Raw genomic sequence first — 13,152 nt, forward strand, 5'->3', positions numbered from 1 at the left:
AAAAGCGATCTTTTTGAACTTCCTCTATAATCTACTTGGTATAGTTAGGGGCATGTCTCATTGTAGGGGGCATGCCCCCATGCTATAATAGGCGTATTGCGAACAATGAGGTGCTGTAATGAGTTACGAGATTCCAAGAAAAGTGCAGGTCCTTGGTGAGGACATTCAAGCTCACCAGCTGCGTTATCATAATCGAAGAGTGCTCTTATCCAAAGAATTCACATTCGACAGTGCACATCATCTTCATCATTATGATGGCAAGTGTATGAATTTGCATGGACATACGTATAAAGTCCAGTTGATGATGTCTGGTGTTCCGGATGAACGGGGCATTAGCATCGACTTCTCGGATATGAAGCGAATTGCGCAGGCACGAATTATCGGCCCGCTCGACCATCGATATTTGAATGAAGTACTGCCACCTATGAACACGACCGCTGAGAACATGGTCGTCTGGATGTATGAGCAGGTCCATGAGGCACTCGTAGAAGAAGGCCTGTATCCGAATGTACGTGTGGAAGAAGTAAGGTTGTGGGAAACCCCGACAAGCTTTGCTTCCATTACACGCGAATGGATGGAGGCAGACCATGAGTAGTTCGGACATGCATCAGGGCGAGCGTGACCCGCTCGATACGAAGCTTCCAATGGTAGAAATATTCGAAACGGTCGAAGGCGAAGGCACGCGTGCCGGGTTTCCGACCGTTTTTGTGCGTTTGTTTGGCTGCAACCTTCGCTGCACCTGGTGTGATACGAGCTATAGCTATCCGCCAGCCAAATCAGAGTTTACGCTTTCCATCCGCGAGATTGTCGAGCAGGTGCGCTCCTACAAATCGAAGCATATCTGCTTCACAGGCGGGGAGCCGCTGTTGTACGGCGATAAGTCTGCGCGTCTCTTGCAGGCGCTTGCTGACATAGACGGCATTGTTGATGTGCATGTCGAGACGAATGGCGCGATTGCGCTGAAGCCGTTCATCGAGAAGGTACAAGCCGACAATGTCCGTTATGTGATGGATTATAAGCTGCCGGATTCAGGTGAGAATGAGCGTATGGAGACGACGAACTTCGCGCTGCTTCGTCCGCAAGATGAAGTGAAATTCGTCATTGCAACGGATCGCGATTTCGATTTCGCGGTTGAGACGCTGAAGCGTTATCCAACGAAGGCGTTGCCGATGTTCAGCCCAGTATGGGAGAGCATGCCGCCGGCGAAGCTGGTGGAACGGATGCTGGAAGCGGGATTATCGAATGTGAAGCTGAACATGCAGCTTCACAAAATTATATGGGACCCGGCAAAGCGCGGGGTCTAGAGAAAGGGCGGACAACGCCATGAGCGAAACGAAAAAAGCTGTTATTATTCTTAGCGGCGGCCTGGACAGTACGACCTGTATGGGCTTCGCGAAGGAATCGGGATATGAGCTGTATCCGATCACATTCGACTATGGTCAACGCCATCGGATCGAGCTGGAGAAATCGCAACAAGTTGCTGAGTTCTACGGCGTTAGCGACCGATATAAAGTTATTAAGCTTGATTTTCTTCGCGGTATCGGCGGCAATGCGCTGACGGATGATTCCATTGCTGTACCGACTAGTACGGGCATTGAACAGAAAGATGCGGAGGAAGCAGGCAGCGACATTCCGGTTACGTACGTACCGGGGCGCAACTTTATGTTCTTGGCAATCGCAACGTCTTTCGCAGAAGCTGTAGGCGCTGAAGCCATCTATATCGGCGTCAACGCGTTGGATTATAGCGGGTATCCCGATTGCCGCCCCGACTTTATTGCGAAGGTGCAAGAAGCGATGGCGCTGGCCACGAAGGTTGGCGTAGAAGGCAAACCAATTACGATCGAGACGCCGTTGCTCTCGCTCTCGAAGGCAGATATCGTACGGGAAGGCATGCGAATGGGCGTGCCTTACGAGCTGACAACAAGCTGCTACAATGGCATGGAAGAAGCATGTGGAGAATGCGACAGCTGCAAGCTCCGCCTGAAAGGCTTCAAGGAAGCGGGACATCGCGATCCGATCCCATATGCAATTGAACATTAATTAACGTATAAAAGGCTGCTCACGTCGCGCATGATGCGTTTCGTGAGCAGCCTTTTATGATTATAAGAGAAGTAGAACATTCAACTTGACAACTAATCGATATTCGAGATTTCGGAAGGCCTGAGGCCTGATATTAATCTTCGCCAGACGCTTTATTGCGCCGTGACTTCGACCTAGTGCTCTTGGCAACGACCGATACCTTGTTCTTGCCCGTCGTCTTCGAGGTGTACATCGCTTCGTCCGCTTCTTTGACAACGTCGAGAACAGTCTGTCCGGATGCCGATGTACTAACGCCTATGCTGATCGTAACGCCAGTCTCTGTCTCCACACGTCGGCGGATCGTCTCGGCTACGTCAGCCGCTTTGGCTTTAACGTTGCCGCGCACAGCAGCGAGCAATTCCTCGCCGCCATAACGGCCTGCGGTGCCAATTCCGTTCGATTCTTCTTTAATAATATCCGCGACCTTCTTCAAGATGACGTCGGCGGCGTGGTGCCCCTGCGTATCGTTAAGTTTCTTGAAATTATCGATATCGCAAAAAATAATCGAAATTACACCGTGTTCACGCAGCCACTTCTCGCAGCGGCTGATGAAATGTTTACGATTGTAGAGCGAAGTCAAGCCATCTGTAATGGATGATTGATGAATGTCGAGCATTCGTTCGATAACCCATTCGAACAACATAAGGAACTGCAGCGTAAAGTAGATTATCGGTACGTAATAAGTCAGCATCACGATAAAAGGCTTCTCGCCATGGAAGACGTAACCGTCTGCGACGCTCGCCAGCTGATACAAGAAATAAATGCCGAGACTAAGTACAAACTTGCGGTTAAGCGAAATGCCGCGCGTGTCGACAAGTATGAGAAAGTTAATGATAAGCGAGTAGAAATCGAGCGTAAGCACCTGCAAGCTTGTTCCGTCGACAGGCTGATCCAACAGGCTGCCATCGAAGTACAATTGGGCTCCTGTCAATATGAATGGTGCGGCAAGCATCGAGATGAATGCCCATCCGATCAACCTTCCAGAAGGCCGGGTATATAATTTAATGAAAACAAAGTTTATAATGATGAATGACACGATCTGTAGGGTGGATGCCGTCAAGTAAGCCCAGGGGGATGCGTTAGACTCCGGTGCAGCCATATACAGTCGAATAATATACTGGATGCCGACAAGCATCAGTCCGGCAATCAGCCATCCGTATACTTTGTATCTCCGATAGCTCTGGTGAAGCTTTGCTGACATGAACAGCATCAGTATTACAATTACGATGACGCATGCAGAGGAGAGAATCATACCGGTTGAACCGGTTAGCCAATTGACGTTCGTCATATGTACAATACCACCAGTTTCATAGAGTTACATATTATTTTCTTCACAGAAACATATGTTCTAGTATATCATGTTTAAGGCATACCGCCTAGAGACGAAAGTCAGATGATGTCGAAGGACCGTAGGCAGCTTATGTTTCTAGTTTTTAAGGTTAGGGGGCAGTTGCCTTGAACATTTTACAAGCATTATTCTTTCCACCGGAGCAGCCAGGCGGCGTCTCCTCGATGGTGCCGTACATCCAGGAGCGATTCAACCGCGTAGGTTGGACGATGGAGCTGTTCTCGCTGCCGAAGCGAGTTCGGAACAAAGGTCAGGAAGAAGTTCATTTTGAAACGTTCGACGCTGCAGCATTTGCCGGCAATCCGATCGTGGACAAATATATGCAGACGTATCGGGACTATCTCTGGTGGACGCGGATGCGTATTAAACGCTCTTACGATATGATTCATGCGCATCACCCAATAGCTGCGCTTGTGATGAAGCAGCTTTTCCCGGATACGCCAATCCTAATGACGATTCACTCCAGCTTTGAACGGGAGCTGGTCCTGAACGGCCGCATTCAAGAGGGCAGTACAGAACATCTCTTCCTGACGTCTATTTATCGCGAGTTGGAGCATAAGGTCGATCGGCTGCTTACTGTATCGGAATCATTCCGACAGTATATGACACCTTATCTGAATCATCCTGACAATGTTATCGTCATTCCGAACGGTTTTGATGAGAAGCGTTTCCGTCCGATTGCCCACGATAATCAGGTGACGCAGTTCATCACGGTATGCCGCCTTGTACCGGCCAAAGGGCTCGATATTCTGCTTCGCGCGTGTGCGAAGTTGAAGCAGCAGGGGCATCCGTTCGTGCTGCATATTATCGGTGATGGTCCGATCCGGTCCGAGCTGGAGCAGTTAGCGGTAGAACTGGACTTATATGACGAGATTATTTTTTATGGCTATATGCTTCATCCGGAGGAATTCATGCCGTTCTTCGACGTGTTCGTCCTGCCGTCTCGAGCGGAGTCATTTGGTTCTGTGTTCGCAGAAGCTGCGCTCTGTCTCCTGGCACTTATCGGGACGAATGTGGGCGGGATCGGTGAGCAGATCGAGAATGAAGTGAACGGCTTGCTCGTACCGCCAGAGGATGTCGATGCGCTCGCGGAGGCGATGGAGAAGACGATTGTCGATCCAAGCTATCGCTATAATCTTGCGCGGACTGCATGGGATAAAGCGAAACGTGTATACTCGTTGACTCGTGTCGTATCTCAACTGAAGGAAGTTTATGTAAGCTTATCGCCAGAGCCAATAGAGGACGATGACCAGTCGTTTTAGTGAGGTTGCATAGAGAAAGGGTGAACAGAATCGAATCTGTTCACCCTTTTTCATTCGCGTTAGAAGTTACGGTTTGTTATTGCGATCCCGCGGACGCGGCACGGGTTCTACTCTTCGATGCCGAATAATAAGGACGAGCCAGCCGAGGCTGATCATGCCGAATATCGGATACAACGTGGATAGCAGCGGACCGAACCCGATCTGGCCTGCCAGATAGCAGAATATAAGGATAATGATCGTGATAATGGAAACGGGCCATTTGACGCGTTGACGAATTTGCAGGGTCAAACCATAGATATCTGCAATGAGCGTCGTAAAAATTTCTGCGAAGATGAGAAAAATATAAATCCACTGTGCAGTATGGCCAAGCTGTCTCGCGATTCCGCCCATCGGAATGGCAAACTGCTGAATGCCAGGCATATGAAGCGAGAGCGCAATATGTCCAGCGAGAAGCATGAAGCCAATACCGATTCCGCCAACGAGGGCGCCCGTCTTGAGCGCGCGGCGGTCTTGGATGGAAGCGCCGAGCGGAACGAGTACGGCTTGTGACATGGATAGATTGAATGCAGCATACAAGAGCGGAGCACTCCATGCGGCGAACAGCGGGTGGTCGGTCTGAAGCGTGAGCCAGCGGTCTGATTCCGGCGTCATGAACGTATTGTACATGACGATGCCGGTGAACAGCAGCATCATCGGTACGACGATTGCGTTAACGGCGAGGATCGCGTTCATTCCTTTGCGAAGCAGGAAGAAGCAGCCGACAATCGTAATAAGCAGACCGGATTGATAAGAGAAGTTCCAATTTTCCTCGAAAATGGATCCAGCGCCAGCGAGCATTACAGCAGTAACGCCGAGCAAAATGAGCATCATAAAAATGCTGATCCAGCTCCCTAGCCGCTCGCCGAACAAGGTTTTGTTCAAATCCTCATAAGAAGCAGCCTTAATATCAGAGCTGATCAGCATCATTTTGGCGCCAAGCCAGATGAATAAGAACGTTGCAAGTGTAATCGTGATGGAGCCCCAATAGCCGAAACGGGTAAAAAACTGCAAGATTTCTTGTCCAGTCGCAAAGCCCGCGCCTACAACGGTTCCCATATAAGTAAACGCCACCTGCAGCACGACGATGATTCGTTTCCACATTTGATCCGTCCCCCGTTTCCGATCCCCTCTATGACAAGGTATGACGGTGGACGGACAGGCATGACAGGTTGTTGTGACAGTTATCTGAATGTGTTGCGATCAGTTAGGTTTCAATAAACAGTTTGATGGACAAAATCTCGTGGCTGTCCGGATCCAGGTCCAACTTAAGCAGCGAATTGGCCGTCTTATAAGTGAGCAAGTAGGATGATTGCGAATCAGGCTTTCCGAGCGCCTTCACCGCAGCTTCTTCGGAATCGCCGACCTTTAAGCCGTTCAAACCGGTAACGACATCCTTGGCATAAGCCTCGATGAACAGAACACCTTGGTCTCCGCTGCCGAAGCCGATGGTCAGCCCTTTATACTCCAAAATATCGATCGGTCCGCTCTCGCTATCCTGCGAATAGTTGTCGGTTGGCGTGCCCAGCTTCTTCTTCACATCAGCTTTCTGCAGGCTTAAAGCGATACCAGCAAGCGTAGGTTTCGCTTTGTCCCATTTGGGCTCCTGCTGCTTAGGTTTAGGCTTCACAGCGCCTGTCGCTTCCAAGGTCCCGCTGTCCGACGTTCCATTCCAATCAGCATTGTTGTTCACAGCTTGATTCGGACCGCTGTTGTTTGTGTTAATCTGGCCTGCAGCGACTGGATCGTTACCAACGACTTGTTCGTCTTCTGTATGGCTGGATGTCACCGAGCAACCGGCAAGCGTAACCGTTAAAGTCATCGCAAGTATGGATCTCTTCCATGCGTATTTCATCGCGTTCTCCTCCGTTCGTACCCGTTATCTCTATCCTATCAGAGATTGGAAATGGGTGTATATAGATATAACGTGAAATTGTGAGGAAAGGTTACGAGAAGAGTTTGTAATGATGATCAGAACGGTTGCGCGGCATAATCGTTTATGGTAAGTTATCGGAAAGGGTTTTTCGGAAAGGGGCTTGACTATGGATAAATTAAAACAACGCATATTAGAGGACGCTTCGGTTCGATCATCGGATGTTCTGAACCTTGATACGATATTGAATCATCAAGTTGATCCAGTCCTGACGATGGAGATGGGGCGGGAGTTCGCAAGACTATATGCAGAATCGCAAATTACGAAGGTGATTACGGTTGAATCATCCGGTATTCCGGTTGCATTCGCAACCGCTCATGAGCTTGGCGTGCCGCTTGTGTTCGCAAGACGGAAGAAGACGCTCATTAATGATCCGGATGCTTATGTAGAACGCGTGCCGTCGTTTACGAAGGGGATCGTAACCGACCTGCTCGTCTCGCGCTCGATGCTGAGTGAAACAGATCGGGTATTGTTCATCGATGACATTATTGCGAACGGTGATGCAGCGCGCGGCCTGGTCAAAATTATAGAGCGTTCCGGCGCAAAACTTGCCGGTCTTGGAATCGTAGTAGAGAAGTCGTTCCAGGCAGGCGCTAAGGCGCTGCGGGAGCAAGGTTACCGCGTAGAATCGCTCGTTCGTATCTCCTCGCTGTCGAATGGATCGATAACGTTCGAATAGCAAATCTTCGCCCATTGACTGATGGTAACATGTGCTGTACTCTTTTCTCCCCGATGGATATCGCTTATAATTAATTTGTAAGAGTACGAGAGGGGGCACTAGACGATGGAGATTATGACGAACGACTTTATGAACAAGAAGCTTGCTGCTGCGAAGACGCATTTCGAGCGTGCACTCGATTGCAAGCATACGGAATTCGATGATCTATATCCATATATGATTGAGCACCCGCAATTTTTCTGGTATAAGCGTTATGTTGCTTGGTCCGAGCTGTTGACGATTGTTAAGCTGGCCGAAGAGCTTGGCATGGAATGGCGCGAGCTGTTCTTGGATCACCAGAAGGATTATATTGCGAAGCGAGTCATGTCCTCTCGTGTACTGGACGAATGGTATGAGACGAATGATTCCAAGGAGCATGTCGATAATATTGGATAAGCTCTAATCTTGATCCTGTAAGGAGCGAAGATCGTCATGATAACGGAAGAGCAGCTGGATGCGTTCCGTCAATCCGGCGAGCCAGTCCGAGTTGTTCGCGATGGCTTGGCTGCGAACGATGTATACGGCATTATTGTTGCATGGGATGATTCGAGTCTAGTACTGCGCAAAGTAAACAAGCGTGTTGTCAAGCTGAGCCGAGAATATACGCTCGAGCGTGCTGCTGATGACCGCAGTGTACCTGATGTTATGCGCGACGAAGACTAATAAAGAAAATTGAAGGTTGAGCAGCGTTGCTGCTCAACCTTTTTGTATGCCCAGATATGCGGTTTGATGCATTAGTGTTGCACTGTGAAATTATCCATCTGACTGCCATCTGATGTAAAAGCGGTATAGGTCAGTGTATCTCCATCTATCGTAATTGCAGCAAACATTTGCTTGTCATTCTGGAAATGCACCGCATGGTAGAACTGATCTTCTTTCTTCTCATTGAACTTTGGTCCTGATGTATTCGTGACAACGTAGACTGTCCCAACGTGATCTTTAACTGGCTTATCCGCGGCACCTGTTACTTTGTTGTCCCGCAGCGGATAGGAGCGGGAATATTCGTGATTATGCCCTTGAAGGACAAGATCGACCTTGTAACGGTCAATAATCTCGCCCCATTCTTTGATCTTCTTATACGTATTGCCTCCATACAACGGCCGATGGATAGCGACGACTAGCCAAGGCTGCTTCGTAGCAGCTAGATCGGCATCCAGCCAATTGGTCTGCGCACTTATTTCTTCCTCCGTATTCAATACTGCCACATGCACGGTTCCATAGTCGAAAGAATAGCTTCCCGCTACGCCATTCACGCCATTATCCGGCAGATTGAAGCGGGCAGTGAGCGGTGTAGAACCTTGCTTCTTCAACACATCATTATTGCCGACGACTGGCATGATCGGAATGCTCGCCGCCCAAGGCATAGCCTGTTCAAATAAGTATCGCCAGCCGTCCGGATCATCGGCATTCTCTGTGAAATCGCCGTTATGGATGACGAATCGTGCATTCGGATACAGCTCGAATGCTTTATTCAGCGTATTTCCCCAGAGCTTGAAATCAGGTTCGGTCACACCTTGCGAATCGGCTAAGTTCAAGAAGGTGAAGGAGCTGGTGTCGTCTAGTGCAGCTGTTGTGAACTGTGCAGGCACGCTCCAGCTCTGTGCCTCTCCGCTTCCTACGCGATAGGTGTAGGTTGTGCTAGGCATTAAGCCAGTGGCTTCAGCTTTATGTGTTCCGATCTTATTACCATTAATCTCTAGCAGCGTTGTCTGACCTTGGAAGGTTAGCACTACATCGGTATTCCATGCAGACGCCTCACTGCCGGGCATAAGCTGAACGACGGATGCCGCTTCTGAATCATCGGTCGACCAAGCAAATGCCCGGGCTTCCGCTGGATTATCTTTGAACGTCGTAACGACCGAATAAGGAAGCGAAACAGGCGATGTCCGATGCTGCTGCAGGAAGAATAATAGAGCAAGCAATGCAAGGATAACGACGGCAATTGTAACGGTCTGAAGCATCATTCTCAAGCGCTTAAGCCTCCTAGCCATAAGTATTGAAGCTAACTATCGCATGATTGAAGGGTCAGAATCAAATGATTTGTTAAGAGAATGTAAACTTTTCAGCGATTATTCAGCTAGCGATAAGAGTATTTTCAAGATGGCCACCTATAATGAATCACATCAAGGACACTACATGCGAATGAAATGAGGTGACATCGATGACAACGATCGAACAATTGCGCTACGACGGAATGCAGGAATCAGAGCTGGAGCGCAAGGCAAGTACGGATAGCCTACTGGCTGTCGAGCCGGCACCTTTGCAAGTGCAGCATTTGAAATTCCGTCACGAACTAAAATACTACGTAAACTACCATCAGTACTTCATCATTCGTCAACGCCTAAGCGCTTTCATGGCACGAGATAAGCATGCAGGCCCAACGGGTGAGTATCACATTCGCAGCCTCTACTTTGACGATGCGGAGAACAAGGCGCTTGCGGATAAGCAAGGCGGATTGCGTGATCGGAACAAATATCGGATTCGCATTTATAACGTATCCGACTCGATCATTCATTTTGAGAAGAAAATGAAGAAGGACGAGTACATCGCGAAGGTGAAAGATTCGCTGACAAGGGCGGAAGCGGATGCGATCATCGCTGGAAACTATGAATGTTTGAACGTTCCATCGAAACCGCTGCGCGCGGAGCTGTATAAGGAGATGACGCAGCGACTGCTAAGGCCGAAGGTCATAGTCGACTATGTGCGAGAGCCTTACGTGAATGTGAACGGCAACGTCCGAATTACATTCGACAAGCAGCTGCGGACGGGATTGTATTCGACGGATCTATTCAATCCGAATTTGAGCACGGTCAATACGCTTGATGACAATCTCATTATACTCGAAGTAAAGTTCGACGAGTATTTGCCTTACCACATTCGAGATGCACTGCAGCTTGAAGGCCTGATACGCCAGTCGGCATCCAAATATGTAATGTGCCGCAAGTTCCTGAAACTTAACTCATGGGAGGATCAATAATAATGGCAGCAACGACTACAACAACAGTGACAGCAGCCGCTGATAACGGTGGAACGAACACGATCTCCGATTTTCTTAAAAGCTCGATTACAGACAACTTCGTCAACGATATCGACCTTTCCAAAATCATTATCACGATGGCAATCTCATTCTTGATAGGCTTCTTCATCTACTTATTATATAAGCGTATTTTCAGCGGGGTGCTTTACTCCAAGAGCTTCAACGTATCGCTCATTGGCATGACGCTCGTTACATCGATGGTCATTATAGCAATCAACTCGAACCTCGTCCTGTCTCTCGGCATGGTTGGCGCACTCAGTATCGTACGTTTCCGTACGCCGATCAAAGACCCAACCGACTTGATCTTCTTGTTCTGGGCAGCGGCAGCAGGTATCGTGACAGGCGCAGGCTTCTTCTCGCTCGCAATCGCGGGTTCGGTTATTATCGGTCTTATTATGTTTATTTTTATCAAGAAATCGTCTTTCGAAACGCCTTATTTGCTCGTGGTGAACTGCGATGGCGATGACAGCGAGAAAACACTCATGGAACAGGTGCATGGTAAAGTAAAACGTTACAACGTCAAACAAAAAACAGTAACGCCGGGCAACATTGAGCTGACACTGGAAGTACGCGTGAAAGAGAAGGAAAGCGGCTTCGTTAACGCGATTTCGAACCTTCGCGGCGTGAAAAGTGCGGTGCTCATCAGCTACAGCGGCGATTACGTATCCTAATCGGCGGTGCCAGATGAAATCCAAAACCGCTGTTCCGATTCTGGTCGTATGCGTAGTGCTTGCTTTAATCGGAGCACTGCTATTCGATCAATATAATCGGAGCTCCGACGACTCCGCGGTGACGGGCGGAGTCTCGGCTGCGGCAACTACCGAACAGCTGGAGAAGAGCGTATTCGTCAAGGATAAAGTCGTTGATGTGAAGGTTACGCTTGATCCTGACGACTTCCAGAATATGCTGGACAATGCTTCTGCCGAGGAATTCAAGACGGCAACGGTCGAATATAACGGCATTAAGCTTGATAATGTAGGCATCCGAACGAAGGGCAACCTATCGCTCCGTTCAGTCGTGCAGATGCAGGACTCGGATCGATACAGCTTCAAGCTGTCGTTCGATGAATATGTTACAAACCAGACATTGCAAGGCATTTCGAAAATCAACTTGAACAACAACTACAGCGATGCGACGTATATGCGCGAGTTTCTCACCTATGAGCTTGCGAAGTCGATGGGATTGCCAACGCCGGAAGTTTCGTATGTGAATTTGTACGTGAATGGTGAGCTTCGAGGGTTGTATCTAGCCGTTGAGCAGGTTGGCGATGCCTATCTGGAACGTAACTTCGGGAACTCGTATGGTGCGCTTTACAAAGGTGTTATGGGCAATGGCAGCGATCTGATCTATCGCGGCGACGAAGAATCCGACTACCCGGGACTTGAACGCAAGTCGAAGAAGTCGAACGGCGATGTACTAGTCGATATGATCAAGAAGCTTAACGATGGTACGGATATCGAGAGTGTAATCGATGTCGAGGACGCGCTGGGCTATATCGCATTTAATGCCGTAACAGTCAATACCGACAGTTATATAGGCGGCAATAAGCAGAACTATTATCTGTACGAGAATAACGGCATATTCTCCATTCTTCCGTGGGATTACAACATGGCGTTTAGCGGTTTGGGCGGCATGTTCGGCGGCGGTGGCGGCGGAGGCGAGAGCAGCAACACCTCGTACATGATCGATGAGCCAACCGATAGCAGCGTCAAAGAGCGTCCGCTTGTTGCGAAGCTTCTGAGCAACGAGACGTACAAGGCGCAGTATCACGAAATGATTCAAAGCATGATCGATAACTATTTGAATGACGAAACGTTCCAAGCACGTGTGAAGCAAATGCAGGAGCTGATCGCTGACGATGTGAAGGCGGATCCTACTGCGTTCTATACCTATGAGCAGTTCGAACAAGGTGTACAGTCCCTGCTAACGTTCACGTCAAGTCGTGTTGCTAGTGTGCAGGGACAGCTGGACGGTACGGTTAAAGCGTCCGGGGATGGTTCAGGCAATGGCGGCGGCTTCGGAGGCGGCAGAAGGGGAGGCAACAACATGGCTGCGAATGGGGCTAATAATGCAGCGGCGCAAGACGGCAACAATGCGCAGGGCGGTAATAATGCGCAAGGCAATAACAATGCGCCTGCCGCACAAGGCGGCGATGGTGTGCAGAATCTGAAAGCAGCAAATGCTGATGGCGGCAATGCGCCAACGATTCAAACCGCTTCATTAGATGCTGGCAATAGCGGGCTCAGTATACAATTAGCAGCGGTAGATGCGAGCAACACGAATCAGAACGGTCAAGCAGCGCCAGATGCTGGTAACGGCGCTCAGAACGGTCAAGCTCAACCGGGTGCAGGCAATGGCGGTATGAATGGTCAAGCTCAGCAAGGTGGCGGTCAAGGCGGTCAATTCCCGCAGGATGGCCAAGGTGGCTTCGGTGGTGGGCAAGGAGGCGACTTCGGTGGTATGGCACCACCGGATGGCGCAAACTTCGGAGGGGGCGGGTTTGGCGGAATGGGCGGCGGACCTGGTGGTTTCGGCGGCAATACCGTGGCGAATGCCAACCAAGGCAGCACCAAAGACGCAATTACGACAGGTTCACTCCTTATCGTTCTTGTACTTGCTATGTTCTTCGTAGTGAATTTCCGTAAGAAGCATTAATCCGAATAGATGAAAGCCGTTCAACGGTACCGGATCATCCGGCCGCTGAATGGCTTTTTGTTTATTCTCTGTGTATGACATATA

14 protein-coding genes are annotated in these 13,152 nt (G+C 49.4%); 10 read left to right on the plus strand and 4 right to left on the minus strand.

Annotated features, from left to right (window positions below; translation table 11 throughout):
- Positions 1-118 precede the first annotated feature (118 nt).
- From queD to queC, 3 genes are read left to right on the plus strand one after another with little or no spacing between them, the layout of a single operon-like run.
- Positions 119-595 (plus strand): 6-carboxytetrahydropterin synthase QueD, encoded by a 477-nt coding sequence (gene queD / locus H8B09_RS07275; RefSeq protein ID WP_191202868.1) that lies wholly within the window; start codon positions 119-121, stop codon positions 593-595.
- Positions 588-1,304, plus strand: a complete 717-nt coding sequence (locus tag H8B09_RS07280) for a 7-carboxy-7-deazaguanine synthase QueE (RefSeq protein ID WP_191202869.1) — start codon at positions 588-590, stop codon at positions 1,302-1,304. The genes queD and H8B09_RS07280 overlap by 8 nt, the downstream gene beginning before the upstream one ends.
- Positions 1,305-1,323: 19 nt before the next feature.
- On the plus strand, positions 1,324-2,040 hold the full coding sequence (queC, locus tag H8B09_RS07285; RefSeq protein ID WP_191202870.1) for a 7-cyano-7-deazaguanine synthase QueC: 717 nt from the start codon (positions 1,324-1,326) through the stop codon (positions 2,038-2,040).
- A gap of 133 nt (positions 2,041-2,173) precedes the next feature.
- On the opposite strand, the gene H8B09_RS07290 is transcribed toward queC, so the two are convergent.
- Positions 2,174-3,367 carry a GGDEF domain-containing protein gene (locus tag H8B09_RS07290; protein ID WP_191202871.1) on the minus strand — a complete coding sequence of 398 codons (1,194 nt, stop codon included), beginning with the start codon at positions 3,365-3,367 and terminating at the stop codon, positions 2,174-2,176.
- 167 nt (positions 3,368-3,534) lie between these two features.
- Here H8B09_RS07290 and H8B09_RS07295 point away from each other — a divergent pair, with 167 nt between their 5' ends.
- Positions 3,535-4,689, plus strand: a complete 1,155-nt coding sequence (locus H8B09_RS07295; protein ID WP_191202872.1) for a glycosyltransferase family 4 protein — start codon at positions 3,535-3,537, stop codon at positions 4,687-4,689.
- Positions 4,690-4,755: 66 nt separating this feature from the next.
- On the opposite strand, the gene H8B09_RS07300 is transcribed toward H8B09_RS07295, so the two are convergent.
- Complete coding sequence (locus H8B09_RS07300; RefSeq protein ID WP_191202873.1) at positions 4,756-5,829, minus strand: YkvI family membrane protein; 1,074 nt, start codon at positions 5,827-5,829, stop codon at positions 4,756-4,758.
- Between the two features lie 103 nt (positions 5,830-5,932).
- Entirely contained in the window at positions 5,933-6,580 is a 648-nt protein-coding gene (locus tag H8B09_RS07305; protein WP_191202874.1) for a hypothetical protein, read from the minus strand.
- A gap of 187 nt (positions 6,581-6,767) precedes the next feature.
- Between H8B09_RS07305 and H8B09_RS07310 the strand changes: the two genes are divergently transcribed.
- The 3 genes from H8B09_RS07310 to H8B09_RS07320 all read left to right on the plus strand — a co-directional run bounded on the left by H8B09_RS07310 (position 6,768) and on the right by H8B09_RS07320 (position 8,039).
- Positions 6,768-7,337 carry a xanthine phosphoribosyltransferase gene (locus H8B09_RS07310; protein WP_191202875.1) on the plus strand — a complete coding sequence of 190 codons (570 nt, stop codon included), beginning with the start codon at positions 6,768-6,770 and terminating at the stop codon, positions 7,335-7,337.
- Between the two features lie 105 nt (positions 7,338-7,442).
- On the plus strand, positions 7,443-7,772 hold the full coding sequence (locus tag H8B09_RS07315; RefSeq protein ID WP_191202876.1) for a hypothetical protein: 330 nt from the start codon (positions 7,443-7,445) through the stop codon (positions 7,770-7,772).
- A gap of 36 nt (positions 7,773-7,808) precedes the next feature.
- Positions 7,809-8,039: a hypothetical protein gene (locus tag H8B09_RS07320; RefSeq protein ID WP_191202877.1), complete on the plus strand. Its 231-nt coding sequence runs from the start codon at positions 7,809-7,811 to the stop codon at positions 8,037-8,039.
- Positions 8,040-8,110: 71 nt separating this feature from the next.
- Here H8B09_RS07320 and H8B09_RS07325 read toward each other — a convergent pair whose 3' ends face one another.
- The gene (locus H8B09_RS07325; protein ID WP_224753487.1) at positions 8,111-9,340 is read right to left on the minus strand and encodes a purple acid phosphatase family protein; all 1,230 of its coding nucleotides are present in this window, start codon (positions 9,338-9,340) and stop codon (positions 8,111-8,113) included.
- 197 nt (positions 9,341-9,537) lie between these two features.
- On the opposite strand from H8B09_RS07325, the gene H8B09_RS07330 reads away from it, so the two are divergent.
- Genes H8B09_RS07330 through H8B09_RS07340 form a run of 3 tightly spaced genes read left to right on the plus strand, consistent with a single transcriptional unit; the run spans position 9,538 to position 13,068 of the window.
- On the plus strand, positions 9,538-10,353 hold the full coding sequence (locus H8B09_RS07330; RefSeq protein WP_224753388.1) for a polyphosphate polymerase domain-containing protein: 816 nt from the start codon (positions 9,538-9,540) through the stop codon (positions 10,351-10,353).
- A 2-nt stretch (positions 10,354-10,355) separates the two neighbouring features.
- A complete protein-coding gene (locus tag H8B09_RS07335; protein ID WP_191202879.1) occupies positions 10,356-11,084 on the plus strand; it encodes a DUF4956 domain-containing protein in 729 nt (242 codons plus the stop codon).
- Positions 11,085-11,097: 13 nt separating this feature from the next.
- Positions 11,098-13,068 carry a CotH kinase family protein gene (locus H8B09_RS07340; protein WP_191202880.1) on the plus strand — a complete coding sequence of 657 codons (1,971 nt, stop codon included), beginning with the start codon at positions 11,098-11,100 and terminating at the stop codon, positions 13,066-13,068.
- Positions 13,069-13,152 lie beyond the last annotated feature (84 nt).

Source organism: Paenibacillus terricola, from assembly GCF_014779765.1.
GTDB classification, from domain to species: Bacteria; Bacillota; Bacilli; order Paenibacillales; family Paenibacillaceae; genus Paenibacillus_T; species Paenibacillus_T terricola.

Bases quoted from the DNA above. Each gene is read 5' to 3' on its own strand.
- H8B09_RS07320 (WP_191202877.1), top strand. From the start codon at position 7,809: ATGATAACGGAAGAGCAGCTGGATGCGTTCCGTCAATCCGGCGAGCCA.
- H8B09_RS07315 (WP_191202876.1), top strand. From the start codon at position 7,443: ATGGAGATTATGACGAACGACTTTATGAACAAGAAGCTTGCTGCTGCG.
- H8B09_RS07325 (WP_224753487.1), bottom strand. From the start codon at position 9,340: ATGATGCTTCAGACCGTTACAATTGCCGTCGTTATCCTTGCATTGCTT.
- H8B09_RS07340 (WP_191202880.1), top strand. From the start codon at position 11,098: ATGAAATCCAAAACCGCTGTTCCGATTCTGGTCGTATGCGTAGTGCTT.
- H8B09_RS07330 (WP_224753388.1), top strand. From the start codon at position 9,538: ATGACAACGATCGAACAATTGCGCTACGACGGAATGCAGGAATCAGAG.
- H8B09_RS07300 (WP_191202873.1), bottom strand. From the start codon at position 5,829: ATGTGGAAACGAATCATCGTCGTGCTGCAGGTGGCGTTTACTTATATG.
- H8B09_RS07290 (WP_191202871.1), bottom strand. From the start codon at position 3,367: ATGACGAACGTCAATTGGCTAACCGGTTCAACCGGTATGATTCTCTCC.
- H8B09_RS07305 (WP_191202874.1), bottom strand. From the start codon at position 6,580: ATGAAATACGCATGGAAGAGATCCATACTTGCGATGACTTTAACGGTT.
- H8B09_RS07280 (WP_191202869.1), top strand. From the start codon at position 588: ATGAGTAGTTCGGACATGCATCAGGGCGAGCGTGACCCGCTCGATACG.
- queC (WP_191202870.1), top strand. From the start codon at position 1,324: ATGAGCGAAACGAAAAAAGCTGTTATTATTCTTAGCGGCGGCCTGGAC.
- H8B09_RS07310 (WP_191202875.1), top strand. From the start codon at position 6,768: ATGGATAAATTAAAACAACGCATATTAGAGGACGCTTCGGTTCGATCA.
- queD (WP_191202868.1), top strand. From the start codon at position 119: ATGAGTTACGAGATTCCAAGAAAAGTGCAGGTCCTTGGTGAGGACATT.
- H8B09_RS07335 (WP_191202879.1), top strand. From the start codon at position 10,356: ATGGCAGCAACGACTACAACAACAGTGACAGCAGCCGCTGATAACGGT.